General features: G+C 72.3%; 7 protein-coding genes. 5 read left to right on the top strand and 2 right to left on the bottom strand.

The genetic code is table 11. From position 1 onward, the window contains the following. The first annotated feature begins 139 nt into the window (after positions 1-139). Both ACH4SL_RS24020 and ACH4SL_RS24025 read left to right on the top strand, forming a co-directional pair. The gene (locus tag ACH4SL_RS24020; protein WP_398448873.1) at positions 140-3,625 is read left to right on the top strand and encodes a DNA polymerase III subunit alpha; all 3,486 of its coding nucleotides are present in this window, start codon (positions 140-142) and stop codon (positions 3,623-3,625) included. Positions 3,626-3,870: 245 nt separating this feature from the next. Beyond that, positions 3,871-4,887 carry a DNA polymerase thumb domain-containing protein gene (locus ACH4SL_RS24025; protein WP_398449612.1) on the top strand — a complete coding sequence of 339 codons (1,017 nt, stop codon included), beginning with the start codon at positions 3,871-3,873 and terminating at the stop codon, positions 4,885-4,887. A gap of 246 nt (positions 4,888-5,133) precedes the next feature. Here ACH4SL_RS24025 and ACH4SL_RS24030 read toward each other — a convergent pair whose 3' ends face one another. Further along, positions 5,134-9,561, bottom strand: a complete 4,428-nt coding sequence (locus ACH4SL_RS24030) for an FG-GAP-like repeat-containing protein (protein ID WP_398448875.1) — start codon at positions 9,559-9,561, stop codon at positions 5,134-5,136. Between the two features lie 373 nt (positions 9,562-9,934). Between ACH4SL_RS24030 and ACH4SL_RS24035 the strand changes: the two genes are divergently transcribed. Genes ACH4SL_RS24035 through ACH4SL_RS24045 form a run of 3 tightly spaced genes read left to right on the top strand, consistent with a single transcriptional unit; the run spans position 9,935 to position 17,478 of the window. Beyond that, complete coding sequence (locus ACH4SL_RS24035) at positions 9,935-16,576, top strand: polymorphic toxin-type HINT domain-containing protein (RefSeq protein WP_398448877.1); 6,642 nt, start codon at positions 9,935-9,937, stop codon at positions 16,574-16,576. Between the two features lies 1 nt (position 16,577). Next, positions 16,578-17,057, top strand: coding sequence for a hypothetical protein (locus ACH4SL_RS24040; protein ID WP_398448880.1), 480 nt, complete (start codon positions 16,578-16,580; stop codon positions 17,055-17,057). 40 nt (positions 17,058-17,097) lie between these two features. Beyond that, a complete protein-coding gene (locus ACH4SL_RS24045; protein ID WP_398448882.1) occupies positions 17,098-17,478 on the top strand; it encodes a GntR family transcriptional regulator in 381 nt (126 codons plus the stop codon). A 17-nt stretch (positions 17,479-17,495) separates the two neighbouring features. On the opposite strand, the gene ACH4SL_RS24050 is transcribed toward ACH4SL_RS24045, so the two are convergent. Beyond that, a complete protein-coding gene (locus ACH4SL_RS24050) occupies positions 17,496-18,692 on the bottom strand; it encodes a DUF5925 domain-containing protein (RefSeq protein WP_398448884.1) in 1,197 nt (398 codons plus the stop codon). Between the last annotated feature and the right edge of the window lie 229 nt (positions 18,693-18,921).

The raw sequence follows: 18,921 nt of genomic DNA on the forward strand, positions 1-18,921 counted from the left end.
CCCCTTCCGGCGGCCGGATCCGCTGCTGCGCCCTGCTTCGGCTCGCTGACCTGGGGCAACCGCGATACGCTAATCGAACGAACGTACGAGAAACGTTCGGACGACTGGCCGAAATGGGGTGGGGCAGTGGAGGTGCGACATGGCGGGCTTCGCGCATCTGCATGTCGCATCCGGTTACTCCGAGCGCTACGGCGCCGCGCACCCCGAGCAGCTCGCCGCGCGGGCGGCCGAGCGCGGCATGGGCGCCCTCGCGCTGACCGACCGGGACACCGTGACGGGCGCGGTGCGCTTCGCGCGGGCGTGCGCCGAGCACGGCGTCCGGCCGGTCTTCGGCATCGACCTCGCCGTCGCGGCCCTCGCCCCGCCGCCGCCGGGAGCGCGCCCCGGAGCGCGCCCCGGACCGGCGGCCGGAGCCCGGCGCACCCCGGTGCGCGGCGGTGCGCACGTCGTCGAACCGCCATTGCGCTTCACGCTGCTCGCCCGCGACCGCGAGGGCTGGGCGCGGCTGTGCCGGATCACCTCGGCGGCGCACGCGGGCACCGCGTCCGGCGCGGCGCCCGTGGAGGTCCCGTGGGAGGCGCTGCGCGAGCACGGCGGCGCCGGGCTGACCGTGCTGCTCGGGCCGACGTCGGAGCCCGTGCGCGCGCTGGCCGCGGGCCGCGAGGACGTCGCGGTGGCGCTGCTGCGGCCCTGGTGGGAGGTCTTCGGCGAGGGCCTGCGCCTTGAGGCGGTCGTGCACGGCCGGCCCGGCACCGGTCCCGGCTCGCTGCGGCTGGCCGCCCGTACCCTCGCGCTCGCCGACCGCACCCGTACGCCCGCGGTGCTCACCAACGCCGTCCGCTACGCCGACCCCGCCCAGCACCGGCTCGCCGACGTCCTGGACGCCGCCCGGCTGCTGCGGCCCGTCGACCGGCGGCGCCTGGACGGCGGGGAGCGCTGGCTCAAGGACGAGCCGGAGATGGCCCGGATCGCGCAGCGGATCGCCGAATGCGCGGGCAGCGGCCCGCGCCGGGCCGGGCGGCTGCTCGCCGACACCGCCGCGGCCGCGGCCGCCTGCCGCCTCGACCCGCAGGCGGACCTCGGCCTCGGCACCCGGCACTTCCCCGAGCCCGAGGTCGTCGGCGCCGCCCGGGGCGGGGCGCGCGACGAACTGCGGCGGCGCTGCGCCGCGGGCCTGGAGCGGCGCGGCCTGGACCGGGAACCGGCGGTGCGGGAGCGGCTGGAGAGCGAGCTGGGCATCATCGGCGAGCTGGGCTACGACGCGTACTTCCTGGCCGTCGGGCAGGTCGTCGCCGACATCCGCGAGCTGGGCATCCGGGTCGCCGCCCGCGGCTCGGGCGCCGGGTCGATGGTCTGCCACGCCCTCGGCATCGCCACCGCCAACCCGCTCGACCACCACCTGCTGTTCGAGCGCTTCCTCAGCGAGCGCCGCCGCAATCTGCCCGACATCGACATCGACGTGGAATCGGCGCGGCGGCTGGAGGCGTACGACGCGGTCTTCCGCCGCTTCGGCCACGAGCGGGTCGCGGTCACCGCGATGCCCGAGACCTACCGGGCCCGCCGGGCGCTGCGCGACACCGGGCTCGCGCTCGGCATCCCGCCGCACGACGTGGACCGCATCGCCAAGAGCTTCCCGCACCTGCGGGCGGCCGACATCACCGGCGCGCTGGCCGAACTCCCCGAACTGCGCGCCCTCGCCGCCGAGGCGCCGCGCTACGGGCCGCTGTGGGAGCTGGCCGAGGGGCTGGACTCCCTCGTCCACGGCATGGCCATGCACCCGTGCGGGGTGATCATCAGCGACGCGACGCTGCTGGACCGGCTGCCGGTGCAGCCCACCCCGCAGGGCGACTACCCGATGGCGATGGCGGCGAAGGAGGAGGTCGAGGCGCTGGGCAACATCAAGCTCGACGTGCTGGCGGTGCGGATGCAGTCGGCGATGGCGCACGCCGTCGCCGAGATCGAGCGCGCCACCGGCGACCGGATCGACCTGGACGACCCGCGGCAGGTCCCGCTGGACGACGTCTTCGCCTTCAAGCTCATCCAGGCCAGCAACACCATCGGGATGTTCCAGCTGGAGTCGCCCGGCCAGCAGGACCTGCTCTCCCGGCTCCAGCCCCGGGACGTCCAGGACGTCATCGCCGACATCAGCCTCTTCCGCCCCGGCCCCGTCCAGGGCGGCATGCCCGAGCGCTACATCGCCGCCCGGCACGGCGGCGACCCGCACTACGCCCACGAGGCCCTGGAGCCCGTGCTCGCCGACACCTACGGCGTGACGATCTGGCACGAGCAGGTCATCGAGACGCTGCACGTCATGACCGGCTGCGACCGGGACCGGGCGGAGGTGGGCCGGCGGCTGCTCGGCGACAAGGAGCAGCTGCCGCTGATCAGGGAGTGGTTCCACCGGGCCGCCGCCGCCCGCGGTTTCTCCGCCGCGGTCCGCGACGAGGTGTGGGCCACCGTCGAGGCCTTCGGCGCGTACGGCTTCTGCCGCGCGCACGCCGTGGCCTTCGCCGTGCCCGCGCTCCAGTCCGCGTGGCTCAAGGCGCACTACCCGGCCTTCCTGCTCGCGGGCCTGCTGGAGCACGACCCCGGCATGTGGCCCAAGCGCGTCATCGTCGCCGACGCCCGCCGGGGCGGGGTGCCCGTGCTGCCCGTCGACGTCAACCGCTCCCGGGCCGGGCACGTCGTGGAGCGGGCCGAGGGGGAGCGCTGGGGTGTGCGGCTCGCGCTGGCCGGGGTCCGCGGGATCACCGCGGAGGAGTGCGGGCGGATCGCCGCGGGCAGCCCGTACGCCTCGCTGTCGGACTTCTGGCAGCGCGGCCGCCCCAGCCGCCCGGTCGCCGAGCGGCTCGCCGAGATCGGCGCGCTCGACGTGCTGCACGACGGCCGGCTCACCCGGCGCGACCTGCTGCTCCAGATCGCCGAGCTGCACCGGCAGTCCCGCGTCCGCACCGCGGGCGAGGGCCAGCTGCCGCTGGACACCGGCGCGATCGGCGGCTCCGAACCCAGCGGGGTGCCCGAGCTGACCGGCCGGGAGGCCCTCGGCGCGGAGCTGGACGCCCTCGGCATCGACGTCTCCCGGCATCTGATGGAGCACCACCACCGGCTGCTGCGGGAGATCGGCGCGACCGACGCCGCCCACCTCGCCGCCCTCCCCGCCGGCCGCCAGGTCCTGGTCGCCGGGGTGCGCGCCGCGACCCAGACCCCGCCGATCGCCAGCGGCAAGCGCATCATCTTCGTGACCCTGGAGGACGGTTCAGGGCTGGTGGACCTGGCCTTCTTCGAGGACTCCCACGAGGCCTGCGCGCACACCGTCTTCCACTCCGGGCTGCTGCTGGTGCGCGGTACGGTCCAGGTCCGCGGCACCCGCCGCACGGTCGTCGGCACCATGGCCTGGGATCTGGAGAAGGTCGCCGCCACCCGGCGCGACGACGGGCCCGAGGCGGCGCTCGCCCTCCTGGGCGCGCAGGACCCCCACCCGACTCCGGCGCAGCCCCCCGGCCGCACCCTCGCCGACGGTACGGCCGGCGCCCGCCTCCACCCCTACGCCGACCTCCAGCCCCCCGGCACCCGCACTGCCGACCTGCGCCGCCTCGGCCACCGCAGCTCGGGAAGCGCGGGATGACGCGCACACCCCGCCGTGAGGGCGCCCTCACGGCGGCGTTCACGGGCGCCCGCCCGGAGGTGCGTCCCGGGCTTCGCCCGGAGGGCTGCCCGGGCGCGGAGGCCGTCGCGCCGCTGCCGCCGCGGCCCGCGGGGCGGCCGGATCCCTTTGCGCCGGCCGCCGCCGGTGGGGTCCCTGCAGGCCCGCAGGCCGCTCCCGCCCTGGCCGCTCCCGGCCGTACGGACCCGGCCGCCCCCGGCGGTACGGTGCCGGCCGTACCGGGCGGGGGGCGGACGCGGCACATTGCGCATCTGCGGCTGCACGGCACGCTCGACGACGGGCGCTACGCCGCCGTGCTGGCCCTGCTCGGGGACATCACCCCGCACGTCCAGGCCTTTCCGCCCGACGCCGTGCAGCTCGATCTGACCTCGGCGCTGCGCTACTTCGGGCAGGATCCCTACGAGCTGCTCCAGATGGCCCGGATGCGGCTCATGGCGATGTACGGCATCGCGAGCAGCGCCGGTCTCGCGGGCAACCGGATGCTCGCCGCGATGGCGGCGGCGTCGGAGCCGCGGCAGGCCACGCAGATCCCGCGCGACCAGGACGCCACGGAGCGCTGGCTGCGCCCCCGCCCGCTGACCGCGCTGCCCGGCGTCGGGCAGGCCACGGCCGCCGCCCTCGGCCGCTACGGTCTGCATACCGTCGGCCAGGTCGCCGACCTGCCCCCGGCGACCCTCCAGCGGATCCTGGGCGCGGGCCCCGCCCGGCTGCTGGCCGAGCGCGCCCGCGGCCGCGACCCCCGCCCGGTCACGCCCCAGGCCCCCGCGGCCCAGCTGGCCGCCGACCTCCGCTACGAGCGGGACTGCCTGGATCCCGCCCGGCACCACCAGGGCGTCCTCGGCCTCGCCGAGCAGCTCGGCCGCCGGCTGCGGGCCGGGCGCCAGGTCACCGGCGGCCTCACCCTCACCGTCCGCTACGCCGACCGCAGTTCCACCACCCGGACCCGCGCCCTGCCCGAACCCACCGACCACTCGCCCGACCTGGCGGCCGCGGCCCTCGGCATCCTCGCCTCGCTGGGCCTGCAGCGCGCCCGGGTACGCTCCCTCGCCCTGCGCGCCGACCGGCTCGCCCCGCGCGAGGCCGCCCACCGCCAGCTCAGCATGGACCCCGCCGAGGACCGCGCCCGCGCCCTGGAGGCGGCCGCCGACCGCGCCCGCCACCGCTTCGGCCCCACCGCCGTCCTCCCGGCCACACTCGCGGGCCCGGAGCCGCCGGGCACCTGAGACGGCGCCGCCGGCGTGACGTGCCGACCACCTCCTTCGCGACGTGCGGGACACGGAACGGAGGCGGCAGCAGTGAGCCGTGCGAGTACGTCGGACGCGCCACGTTCGTGCCGGGCATCGCCGGCGCCGCGGAGTGTTCTGCGGCCGATGCCGGAGAGCCGGCGGTGAGCGCCCCGCGAGAACCGCCGGGCCGGAGCGTGGTGCTCCGGCCCGGCGTCCTCCTCGCCGACGGTTGTGCTTCCGCGGCTAGCTGTGCGTGTTGAGTACGTTGGTACGGGCGAGCGACCAGGAACCGGCCGTGCTCGCCCACCCCTGCGGCTGGCTGAGGAACACCCCGGGACGGGTGGCCGAGCCGGTCAGGACGGACGTGTAGACGCCTCCGCTGCCGTCGTCGTTCAGGGCGGCGAGGTCGTCGATTCCGTCGCCGTTGAAGTCACCCGCGACGCTCTGGTTCGGTACGTCCTCGGAGGCCACGGCATCCGAGACCGGTTCGCCGAAGGTCCCGGACCCGTCGGACGCCGAGGTGAAGGTGAACAACTGCACACCCCTGACCAGACCTCTCAGGACGACGTCGTCCTTGCCGTCGCCGTTGAAGTCGCCGGCCTGCACCACGATGGAGTCGAACGGTCCGAACCGCAGGAGCTGGTGCTCTCCCCCGTTCGCACCTGACCAGCCGTTCTTCGGCGCCTGGAAGGCGCCCGTCGGTGTCGCGGCGAAGTTCCACAGCGTCACATGGCTGTCGTCGTAGTTGTAGAGCACGGTGATGTCGTCACGGCCGTCGCCGTTGAAGTCGCCCGTGACGAACTTGCCGCCGGTGATCCACCAGTTGCCCGCCGGCGACGTCCAGGCCAGGAAAGGGGCGTTGAAGCCGCCCTGCACGTTCGCGGTGAAGGTCCACAGGCTGTCGTGGCCGTCGGGGTAGTCGTACCAGGCGGCGAGGTCGTCGCGGCCGTCGCCGTTGAAGTCGCCGGACTGGAAGTGGGAGCGGGTGTAGTCCCATTTGCCCGGGACCGCGGTCCAGGAGGGCGTGGCCGCCCCGAACTTCCCCGCTCCGTCGCCCAGCAGCGTGAACAGTTTCACCGAGCCGTCGTCGTATCCGTAGAGGGCCGACACGTCCCCGATGCCGTCGCCGTTGAAGTCACCGGTGGTGTAGCGCGCCCCCGGCGCCCACCAGTTGCCGGCCGGCAGGCTCACCCCGGTGACCGGGGCCGAGAGTTTCACCTGCGATGCCGAGGTGGCGGACGCGAAGGTGTGCACCGCGTCGTGGCCGTCGGCGTAGTCGTACCAGTCGGCGACGTCACTGAGTCCGTCGCCGTTGTAGTCGTGGCGCGCGGCACTTCCGCTGCTCCACAGGGACTGGCCCTTGACGTTGTAGACCACCAGGTTTCCGCGGTCCTGGAGCAGTGCGTAGCCGCCGGGCTGCGGGGTGTTCGAGGTCCACAGCGTGGTGCTGCCGTCGGCCGCGCAGACGACGAGGTTGCCGTCGGCCTGCATGCGCGCGGTCGCGCCGGGGTTGCCGCCGGTGTGTGTGGACCAGACGCTGGTGCCGCTGTTGTTGGTGATGACCAGATTGCCGTCGCTCTGCATGGTGAGCTTGGCCGAGCGGGAGGTGAAGCTCGCACCGGTGGACAGGCTCGTGCCGGCCGGGACGCGTGTGCCGCCGACGACGCCGTCGATGCTGAACTGGGTCCCGTACGCGCTGAGAGCGCCGCCGGTGTAGGTGCCGAACCAGCCGACCATGGTGTTGTCGGCCTTGCGCGCCCAGAGGTCGGGCTTGCCGTCCCCGTTGAGGTCGCCCGCGCCGAGGACCGCGTAGCTCGCCGTCAGGCCGCCTCCGACCTTCACCCGTTGGGCCGGGTCGCCCCACGTGGCGGGGTCGACGACGCCCGGCTGCTCGCCGGTCCTGCCCAGGGAGCGGAAGAGGCCGCCGGTCGTGGTGTCGCGCAGCAGCAGGTCGGGCAGGCCGTCGCCGTTGAGGTCACCGGGCGCGACGACGGTGAAGTGGTTCCAGTCGCTGCCGCCGACGAGCACCGGGTCGCCGTGCACGTCCAGGCGCTTGCTGCCCCGGTCACCGTAGTACGCGTAGAGCAGCGTGCCTTCCTTGACCAGCAGGTCGGGGGCTCCGTCGCCGTTGATGTCACCGGGCGCGACGATCTGGTCGGCGTCGTGCCAGTGGTCGTCGGCCGTGGTGCACCCGTCGGGGTTGTCGTCGGTCGGTTCGCTGATCGCCGGGCAGGCGACGTCGAGGCGCTGCTTGCCGCCGTCGACGCCGGACACCGTGGCGATGCCGGATCCGTTGTTCGGGTACTCCCACAGCTCCTTGCCGCTGCCGCTCGACGACGGTTCGAGGGTGACGAGGTCGTTGTAGCCGTCCTGGCCCCAGTCGCCGCGCGAGGCGGTCTGGGTGTCCTCGAACGTCTGGCCCCCGTTGGTGGCGGCGGAGAAGCGTCCGTTGCCCTGGCCCGCGTAGGTCAGGAGGGTTCCGTTGGAGTCGACGTTCCAGATGTCGTCGTTGCCGTCCCCGTTGACGTCGGCCGGGTTGTCCCGAACACCGGAGCCGGCCGCGTAGTACACATAGGTGGCGGTGTCCGATCGGTTGCCGGCCGCGTCGATGCTGAACGCGTAGACGAAGTGCGGGCCGTAGCCCGGGGGCGTGATCCGCACGGTGGCCGAGGCCCCGGGCGCCACGTTCGTGTACTGCACCTCGGGGTCGTAGTCGGTGTACCAGCCGTACTGGGCGGCGTCGGCCACACCGTTGGCGGAGAGGGTGAAACCGGCGGTCTGGCGGGCCTTGCCCGTGTCGGGGGGCCAGCCCGCGTCGCCCGGCGGGAACACGGTGGAGTTGATCACCGGGGGATGGGCGGGACGGGTGCGGTCGACAGAGAAGGCGCAGACCTGTGACCAGCCCGAGGCCGCGTTCATCGCGTCGGTCGCGTTCACCTTCCACGTGTAGCTGCCGGTGGGCAGGTCGGCGTCGGGCACGACGAGCGTGACGACGCGGCCGTTGAGTGCGGGGACGGTCTGGTTGACGACCGCGGTGCCGGAGCCCGCGGGGAACACCTGGAAGCGCGCGGTCAGGTTCCCCGCGTCCGCGTCCTTGACGGTGGCGTGCAGGCTGACGGTGGTGTTGCCGATCAGGCCACCGGCCGAGCAACTGGTCTTGGGGTTGGTCCCCAGCGCGCTCGGCGGGTCGGGGACGTGGTTGTAGGTCGTCTCCAGGACGGCCGTCTTGGGATCGAACTTCTTCCAGCCGAAGGTGTCGGACTCGTTGGACGCGTACATGCCCAGCGTGATGCTGGAGTTGGAGTGCGCCGCGGCCGCCTTGACCGTCGGCGTGACGTTGAACTCCAGGTTCCCGCCCGGGCAGGCCGAGCTCCAGCCCTTGGCGTCGTCGACGGTCGAGACCGGAACGGAGCCGATCTTGGCCGGCTGGTGGTTCCAGGTGGTCTTGCTGGAGATGGGGCCGGTCTGCCAGAGCTCGACGGGCCGGTCCTGGCACGACCAGGACCACGTGTTCTTGATCCGGAACGTCGAGGAGATGATCCCCGCGCCCTTGATGTTGGAGATGTCCATCTGGAAGAACGAGCGGGACAAACCGTACGTCTCGTTCTCGTAGCCGACGCGCGCCACCTCGTTGGCGTTCCAGTACGAGGTGGAGGGGTACTTCCTGTACACCCGGGTCCAGTTCTGCCGCTTGCCCCACGCGAAGGAGGGGTCGATGTAGACCGGGTACCGGGTGTCGGCGCCGGTCAGCAGCGACTGGTCCGGGGTGATCGACAGGGTGTCGCCGTTCACGGCGGTCGCCATCTGGGCGTCCTGCGCGCCGGGCGGCGGCTCGAACGGGTCGTCGGCCGGGGCGTCCGCTGCGTCTGCCGGCTGCGCGGTGGCCGCGGCGCGGGACGCGGTGGAGGAGGCCGCGGACGCCGGGGGGTCCTCGCTGGTCTGCGTGGTCGAGTCCCACATCAGCGGGGTGGGGCTGGTGAAGACGGTCTGACCGGCGGGGTCGCTGGCGGTGACGCTGCCCGTGTCGGGATCGGTGGCCACCGACAGGCCCACCGTGCTCATCGTGTAGCGGAGGGTCGCGAGCCGCGGGTTGTCGGCGGCCTGCGCCGTCTTCACCACGATGAGCTGCGAGAAGCCCTCGACCTCCGCCTTGAGCTGGAGATCGACCCCGGGCAGCACGTCGGCGTAGGTCGCCACGTTCCCGTCCAGGGTGGGAGAGGGCAGGGGGTCGGGCCAGGACAGGGTGAGGGTGCGGCCGTCCTTGATGCCGGTCAGCAGGGGGCCGCTGCCGCCGCCGGAGAAGCGGACGGCGACGGTGGAGGCCCTGGGGACCACGGTGCCGTCAGTGTCGGTCACCAGTGTCGGGTCCGTCGGCACCCACGCACCGGAGCGGAACACCCGTACCGGCGAGCCGTAACGCCGGATCGAGAACGAACCGTCCGGATTGGCCCACTCGTCCGAAGGTTCGGTGCGGGCCGACACCACCTCGGCCGGCTGGCCGCTCGCCTGTGCCTGCTGCAGAGCCTTGTCCTCGTCCGACAGCGAACCGTCGCCGGCGGGGTCGTCCGTCGCGGAGAGCGCGGTCTGCCGCCCGACGGTGGCACTGCCGGTGCCCGCTTCCGCCGCCTGCGGCAGGAAGGCGGCGATACCTGTTGTTAGTACAACGGTCACCGCGACATTTCTTGTGTGCCATTTCGGTGAATGCCGACGGCGTCGAAATCGGAACATGTAATTCCTTTTATTTGTGGATGGGCAACCGCTGTCGGACTCTATAGCCAGGTCCTCGCGCGCGGTGGCTTTCGGTCGGGCGGAGATGTGCGCAGAGATATCCACGTCCTTTGTGTCTGGCGGAACCGGTGACCCCGCTGTTAATGTCTGGCCGTCATTCGCCAACGACTTTCAGGGGTGGGGTGTCGGCGTGGGCCGGTTCGGGTTGCGCGTGATGACGGTGTCAGCGGTCCTGGGGGTCGCGGCGGGGCTTCTTTCCCCCGTGGCGACGGCCGAGAAAGCCGTCGGCCTGTCGTTGCCGAAGGTGCACCAGCCGGTGACGGTTCCGGTCGCACCGGTCGCCTTCGGGGGGTCGGCGAAGCGGCCGAACGCGGCAGCGGTGCACGGGAAGGCCCCTGCGGCCCGATGGCCCGCGGCGGGGCAGGCCGACGCCTCGCCCGCGCGCGCACCTGTGCGCGCCGGCACGCTGCCGGTCCGGGTGGCCGACCCGTCCGGAGCCCTGCGTACCGGCCAGTCGTTGGCCGCCAAGGTCCGGGTGGCCGTGGCCGACCGTGCCACGGCGCAACGGGCCGGCGTCGACGGCTTGCTGCTGTCAGTCAATCGCAGCGACGGCTCCGGGCGGTCCGCCCCGCTCGACGTCGACGTCGACTACGCGGACTTCAAAGACGCGTACGGCGGTGACTGGGCGGCCCGGCTGCACCTCGCACAGCTGCCCGCGTGCGCGCTGACAACGCCCGACGAGCCCGGATGCCAGGTGCGCACCCCGGTCCCGACCACCAACGACACCACCGCGGCCACCCTTTCCGCGCAGGTGACCGCCACCGCCGGTCCCACCGTCCTGGCAGCCGAAGCCGGCGCGTCGGGTTCCTCGGGGACGTACGCCGCCACGTCGCTCAACTCCTCGGGTACCTGGAGCGCGGGCGGCTCGACCGGTGCCTTCAACTGGTCCTACCCGATGGCGGCACCGGCCGTGCCGGGCGGGCTGCAACCGGATGTGTCCTTCGGCTACAGCTCCCAGGCGGTCGACGGCCGGACGTCCGCCAGCAACAACCAGCCGTCATGGATCGGTGACGGCTGGTCGTACGAGCCGGGGTTCGTCGAGCGCAGCTACAAGCCCTGCGACGACGACCAGGACGGCGGCACCAACACCACCAAGGTGGGTGACGAGTGCTGGTACAACGACAACGCCACCTTGTCGCTGGGAGGGAAGTCCACCGAGCTCGTCCACGACGCCAGCCGCGGCTGGCATCCGGCCGACGACTCGGGCGAGAAGGTCGAGAAGCTCGACGGGGCGGTCAACGGGGACGACAACGGCGAGTACTGGAAGATCACTACCACCGACGGCACCCAGTACTACTTCGGTCTCAACCGCCTCCCGGGGTGGACCGGCTCCACGACCCCGGAGACCGACTCCGCGTGGACCGTGCCCGTCTTCGGCAACCAGTCGGGCGAGCCGTGCTACGACGCCTCCTTCGCGTCGGCCTGGTGCCAGCAGGCCTGGCGCTGGCAGCTGGACTACGTGGTCGACGTCCACGGCGACGCCATGGCGTACTACTGGAACAAGGAGACCAACCGGTACGGCCGCGACGTGAGCAGCACGACCGGCGACGCGACGCCGACCTCGTACACGCGCGGCGGCTACCTCGACCACATCGACTACGGGCTGCGCAAGGACGCCGTCTACTCCGGCAAGGCCATGGGCAAGGTGCTCTTCGCCACGGACGAGCGCTGCCTGTCCGGCTGCGGCACCTTCGACGCCGACCACGCCGCGAACTGGCCGGACACGCCGGTCGACCAGTACTGCAAGGACGGCGCGACGGAGTGCAAGGACCAGTACGCCCCGACCTTCTGGTCCCGGCGCAGGCTGACCCAGGTCACGACCCAGGTCCTGACCGGTGGCGCGTACAAGGACGTCGACTCCTGGAAGCTCAGCCAGGGCTTCCCGCCGGCCGGCGACGGCATCTCCACCCCGATGTGGCTGAACTCGATCACCCGCACCGGACACGACCTCGCGGGCGGCAGCCTGTCGCTGCCTGCGGTGACCTTCGCCGGTGAGCAGCACGCCAACCGGGTCGACAAGACCGGTGACGGCCTCGCGCCCTTCGTCCGGCTGCGCATGTCCGAGATCACCACCGAGACCGGCGGCACCATCGGCGTGTACTACGACGACCCCGGCTGCACCGCCGCCCACCTGCCACCCGCCGACGCCACGAACACCACTGCCTGCTACCCCGTGAAATGGGAGGACGGGGACAACACCAAGACCGACTGGTTCAACACCTACCCCGTCGAGCGGGTGGTGGAGGGCGACAACCTCGCCGACACCCCGGACAAGGTCACCTCCTACGCCTACCTCCAGGGGGCCGCGTGGGGGAAGTCGACCGACGAACTCACCAAGGCGGCCGACCGCACGTACTCCGTTTCCCGCGGCTACGGACTCGTGCAGACACGTACCGGTGCGGGCTCCGACCCGCGCACGCTCAGCGAGGCGCGGTACTTCCGCGGCATCGACGGCGCGGCCGTCAAGGACTCCACCGGCGCCGCGGTCACCGACCGCGAGCAGTTCGCGGGCATGGAGCGCGAGATCGTGACCTACGATGGTGACGACACCTCGAAGCCCGTGACCGCCACCGCCTACACCCCGTGGCGGTCCGCGCCTACCGCGGTCCGCGCCCGCTCCGACCTGCCCGACCTCGTGGCCTACCACACCGGCCCCGCCGACCAGCAGAACCGCACCACCGTGACCGGCGGCACCCGCACCACCGCCACCCACACGACCTACGACGCGTACGGGATGGTCAGCACGGTCTCGTCCACCGGCGACACCCAGAAGACCGGCGACGAGACCTGCGCGACGACCACCTACGCCCGCAACACCGACCTGTGGCTGCTCGACAAGCCCGCCGAGACCGAGAACGTCGACAGGCCCTGCGGAACCGACGCCACCCTTCCCGACGACATCCTGGGCCACACCCGCACCTACTACGACGGCGCCACCTCGCTCACCGCGGCGCCCACCAAGGGCGACGTCACCAAGGTCGAGCAGATCAACGGCACCGGAACCGGCTACGACCAGGTGTCCGCTTCCCCGGCCGACGGGTTCGACATCTACGGGCGCGCCCTGCAGAGCGCCGACGCCTACGGCAAGGTCACCACGACCACGTACACACCGGCCACAGGCGAGACCGCCACCCTCAGCGTGGTGACCAACCCGCTGAAGCAGACGACGACGACCGTGGTCGACCCGGTGAACGGCCAGGTGCGGAGCACCACCGACGCCAACAACCGTGTCACCAGCACCACGTACGACGCCCTCGGCCGAGCGACGCAGCGGTGGACGCCCGCCCACACCCAGGCCGACTTTCCGGACCGCCCCAGCTACACGTACGCCTACACCGTCCGCAACGACGGTCCCGTGGTCGTGACGACGCAGACCCTCAACTACCAGAACGTCTACCGGCCCGGCTACGCCTTCTACGACGGGATGCTGCGCGCCTACCAGACGCAGGCGCCGTCGCCCGACGGCTCCGGACGGCTCGTCACCGAGACGCTCTACGACACCCGTGGGACGGCCTGGCGCGGCTCGGGCACCTACTACGCCGACGGCGCGGCGGAGCCCGTACCGGTCACCGGCGAAGAACTCCACTACCCCGCTTCGACGGACACCGTCTACGACGGGGCGGGGCGAGTCGTCAAGGTCGTCAACAAGAAGTTCGGCGACCCGGTCGAGACGACCACCACCTCGTACACCGGAGACACCATCACCGTCGTACCGCCGGCCGGCGGCACCGCGGTGACGACAGTCGTCGACGCGCTCGGGCGTGCGACCGCGGTGGAGGAGTACACCGACACCGCACGTACCAGGACGCAGACCACGACCTCCACGTACGACGCCCACGGACGCCTGACGCAGGTCCAGGACCCGACAGGTGCGAAGTGGACGTACAGCTTCGACGTCCGTGGGCGCAAGACCGGCGAGGACGACCCAGACAAGGGCCACACCACGACGGCCTACGACCAGGGCGACCGCATCACCGACGTCACGGACCCGCGTGGGTACACGCTGCACAGCGACTACGACAGCCTGGGACGCCAGACGAAGCTCACGTCCACCTACCAGGGCGCCACCACCACGCTCTCCGAGTGGACGTACGACACGGCGACAGGCGGCATCGGGCAGCCGGCCAAGTCCGTCCAGTACGTCGGCGGGCAGCCGTACACCAGCGAGGTCACGTCCTACACCAGTCTGTACGCACCGGCGGTCTCCCAGGTGACCGTACCCGGCACCGGCGGGCTCGCCGGCACCTACAAGTGGACGACGGCCTACTACCCGACCGGGCAGGTGAAGTGGATTCGGCAGCCGGCGCTGGGCGGCCTCCCGCAGGAGGACGTCACCCCGCTGTACACGGCGAACGAGGCGCTCCCCGTGACGCTCAGCGCCGGATCGGACGCCCTCGTGTCCAACACCGTCTACGACCACTACGGGCGCATCACCCGTGAGGAGCTCGGGGCCTTCGGGCAGAGGGTCTACAACTCCTATGAGTACGACGAACACACCGGTGCGCTGACCGACCAGATCACCGACCGGGACACCGCGTCCCAGCGGGTCGACGCCACCCACTACACGCACGACCCGGCGGGCAACGTCACCTCGATCACCGACACCACGGGTCAGGACGCGGCCGCCGTCACCGACACCCAGTGCTTCGTTCTGGACGCCCTGCGCCGTGTCACCGACGCCTGGACGCCTGGCACCGGCGGCGCGTGCGCCGGCGGCCCCTCGGCCGCCACCGTGGGCGGCCCCGACGCGTACTGGACGTCCTACAGCTACGACGCCTCCGGCGACCGCACGTCCGAGACCCAGCACGCGACGGCGTCCGGACCCGCCGTCGACACCGTTCGCACCTACGCGGCCCCGGCCGCCGGCACCCATCAGCTGTCACGGGTGACGCAGACAGGGACCGCTCCGCACATCGACAGCTACACCTACGACGCGGCCGGCAACACCGAGACCCGCACGTCGGACGGCGGCTCCCCACAGTCACTCGACTGGAACGCGCAGGGGCACCTCGCCTCCGTCACACAGGGCGCCACCACACTCGCCTCGTACACCTACGACGCCGGCGGCAACCGCCTGACCGGCACCGACTCCTCCGGGACCACTCTCTACCTGCCCGACGGCAACGAACTGCTCCTCAAGCCGGACAGCACCCTCGTCGGCACCCGCTACTACGACTTCAACGGCACGACCGTCGCCATGCGGAGCGGCGGGAAACTCACGTACCTGATCGCCGACGCCCACGGCACCGCGACCACCCAGATCGACGCCGCCACCCAGGCCGTCACCCGCCGCAGGACCACCATCTTCGGTGCCCCGAGGGGTGCCTCCGCTCCCGGCTGGCAGGGGACGAAGGGCTTCGTCGGCGGCACCACCGACGCCGCGACGGGACTCACGCACCTGGGCGCCCGTGAGTACGACCCCGCCACCGGCCGCTTCGTCTCCGTGGATCCGCTGCTGGACTTCACCGACTCGCAGCAGATCAACGGCTACGCCTACGCCGACAACAACCCCACGAGCATGAGCGACCCCACCGGGCAGATCCCGGACGACTGCTTCCGGCTGGCCAGTTGCCATCTCACCAGCTCCGGCTGGGTGGGTGAGACAACCGCGCAGGCGAAGCGGGACCAGGCGGAGAACGAGGCGCACAAGAAATGGGTGAAGGCATGGGCCCCGCCGACCAAGGACTCCCAGGACCTGAGCGCGGACCTTTTCAAGTACATGAGGAATTCCCCGCTGGGGGACAGCTACTGGGACACCCCGGACGGTGCCACCGGTAAGCCCCACAGCGTCTGCTTCGGTCGCACCGCCTGCAACAAGGCGTACGTGTACCTCCTGGAGAATCCGGACGACATCGTGGGGGCCAAGGACATAGCGGCCACCTACTGTCTCGTCCACTATGCCGAGTGCACACGTGACGCCCGCAATTTCGAAGCCTCGCGAAAAACGATGGGCGAGGCCGCACTCCTCTTTGCGGGCGGTGAGGGTGCCGCGGTCGCGGACGGCGTCGGAACCGCGGAAAAGGACTTCGCCAGCGCGCTGGAGAAGGTCATCGGGGACGACGACGCCATAGGCCAGTGCAGTTTCGATCCGGATACCCGGATTCTCCTCAAGGACGGCAGGACCAAGCCGATCGAGGACGTGCGGGTCGGCGACGAGGTCGAATCGGCGAACCCGGAGAACGGGAAGCACCGCGGCGCCCGTCAGGTCACGGCGACCTTCGTCCATCTCGACTCCGACCTGGTCGACGTGGTCGTCCTGAACGGTGACGGCACGACCGCCACTCTCCACACCACGAACAACCACCCGTTCTGGGACGACAGCGCCCACGCCTGGACCCGGGCAGGGGCCCTGCCGCAGGGCCACCATCTGGTCACGGACACGAACGCGTCCGTGACGGTGGCCGCGATCCGGCACCTCCCGAGTCCCGCCCAGGACATGTACAACTTCACTGTCGAGGGGCTGCACACGTATTACGTGCTGGCGGGCGGGACGGCGGTTCTCGTGCACAACACGGGGGCCATGTGCTTCACCGCGGGCAATCCGCGTGTCCGTCCGATGGATGCCGAGCAGAAGGGGGACATCGTGGTCGACGACGACGGATTCGTGCACCCTCCGTCCGCCGGGGACCTGCAGGCGGTGCACGTACGGGGGTTGTCGGTCTTCGATACGATCGCGCACATGGAGGACGCCGGGCTGACCGGTCGTCCGATGGTGACGGAGGGACCCCTCCCCGACGGCCTTGCCATGATCGCGGACGACGAGGACGCAGGTGGAAGCATGCCGACGGGACATTCCACCATCTACCCCACGCGGAGCATGCCGTTCGAGGAATTCGAGAACCTGATCAACAGTATGGAATGGGAGCGGGGCGGCCCGAACATGAAAAGGAAGAAGTAGCGTGCCTGCGGACGACCGGACGACCGATCAGGACCTGTGGGCGGCGGTCGTCGCGGCGGAACAGCAGGCTGCCGCGGCTCGCGCCGCCTTCCACCGGAACGCCGGGTCCCGTCGGCAGGTGCTGGCGGCAGGCCTGCGGGGGCACTCGGCCTGGGAGCGGGGCGCGGCTCTCTCGTGCCTCGAAGCCCAGCCGGACGACGTTCCGGAGCTGCTCGACCAGCTGGTCGGCCTCGCCCTGCTGCCCGGATGGGCGGGCCGGGCCAGGCGGGTGATCGACCGGGGGCGTCGCGAAGCCGTGCTGCCGGCCGTCCGGCACATCGTCGACACGCTCCTGCCCACCGCGGAGGCGGACCACTACCGCAGGCTGGCCGAACTGCTCGACCACCTCGCGGACCGGCCCGCGCTCCACGCACTGGTCGAGAGGGCCGCGGCGAGCGACGACGAGGAGACCCGGGAGGTGGCCGTGGACTTCGCGTCCTGAAAGGCCCGGCCCCGGGCGGGGCTGTGCCAGGATCCCCGGTATGACGCTGGAGATCACCATCGACGCGGCCTCGGCCGTACCGCCGTACGAGCAGTTGCGCGGGCAGATCGCGGACGAGGCGCGGGCCGGGAGGCTGCCCGTGGGGTACAAGCTGCCCACCGTGCGGGGGCTGGCCGAGCAGTCGGGGCTGGCGGCCAACACGGTCGCGAAGGCCTACCGGGCGCTGGAGGCCGACGGGGTGATCGAGACCCGGGGCCGGCACGGCACCTACGTGGCCGCCGCCGACGCCCGGGCCCGCGAGGTCGCCGCCGCGGCCGCCGGGTACGTCGACCGGGCCCGCCGCCTCGGCCTGGACCGCGCGGCCTCGCTCGCCGCCGTCGAGGAGGCGCTGCGCGCGGCGTACGGGGACGCCGGGGAGTGACCCGCCGCGGGGGACCGCTACAGGTAGAGCCCGTCGGCGGCCTGCGGGGCGGGGCGCAGGGCCGGGTTGGCGCCGCGGCGCAGTGCGTAGAGCTCGGCGAGCGTCGCGCCCTCGCGGCCGATGCCCTCGGAGGTGCCGAGCCAGCCGGTCGCCTCCTCGCGGGTGAGGGGGCCGACCTCGATACGGGCCAGGCAGCGGCCGGGGCGGACGACCGCGGGGTGCAGGCGCTCCAGGTCCTCGTTGGTGGTGATGCCCACCAGGACGTTGCGGCCCTGGCCGAGCAGCCCGTCGGTGAGGTTGAGCAGCCGGGAGAGGGCCTGGCCCGCGGCGTGCTTGGCCTGGCCGCGGATCAGCTCGTCGCAGTCCTCCAGCAGCAGCAGGCGCCAGCGGCCGCCGGACGCGCCCTCGTCCTCGCCGATCGCGATGTCCATCAGGTAGCCGATGTCGTTGAAGAGCCGCTCGGGGTCCAGCACGCAGTCGACCTGGCACCACTCCCGCCACGAGCGGGCCAGCGTGCGCAGCGCCGACGTCTTGCCCGTGCCGGGCGGGCCGTGGAGCAGCAGCAGCCGGCCGGTGATGTCGTCGACGCCGAGCTTCATCAGCCCGTCCATCGCCTCGGCGACCTTCGCGGTGTAGTTGCCGCGCAGCTCCTCCCACGGCGCGGCGGTGATCTGCCGGGCCGTGCGGTGCGGGCCGCGGCGCTGCGAGACGTACCAGAAGCCCATGGTGACGCTCTCCGGCTCCGGCTCCGGCGTGTCCTCCGCGCCTTCCACGGCCGAGCCGAGCACCTTCTCGGCCAGCTCGTCGGTCACGGCGGTCACCGTGACGTCGGCGCCGCGGCTCCAGCGCGAGACCAGGACCGTCCAGCCGTCCCCCTCGGCGAGCGTGGCGCTGCGGTCCTTGGCGCGGGCCTGCCGCAGCACGGTGGCGTCCGGGGGCAGCAGGGTGCGGCCGGGCTTGACGCTGTCCAGCGCGGCGCCGCGCGCGAAGGGCTGCTCACCGGCGGCGAAGCGGCCCACGAAGAGGGCGTCGACCACGTCGGAGAGCGAGTCGCCGTCGTCGAGGCCCATCTGGAGGGGGAGAGCGCGGTGCGGTGCGGTCGGACCCGTTGCCGGGCCCGCGGCCGGGTCGGCGTCCGGTCCGGACTCCGCTGCCGATGCTGCTGGAGTGGTGGGCGGCACGTGCCTCCTCGGCTCGCCGGATGTCACGGACATGAGGCCATGATCCGTCAGAACCACCCGATCGGCCCAGCGCTTTTCGGATCCTTGCGGCGGGCCCCGGGGACCCTCCCGGCGGGCCGCACGGGCACCCCCGACCGGCGGGTACCGTGGTGGGCGACGGTGCGGGACGCTGTCGAGGGAGCGTCAACACCCTTGAAGCGGTGGTGAATCGGGCATCATGGTCGGACGGGGGATGCACGGGTGACGCGGCGGGGCGATAGGG

Origin of the sequence: Streptomyces sp. NPDC021020 (assembly GCF_044333285.1) — a bacterium.
GTDB lineage: Bacteria > Actinomycetota > Actinomycetes > Streptomycetales > Streptomycetaceae > Actinacidiphila.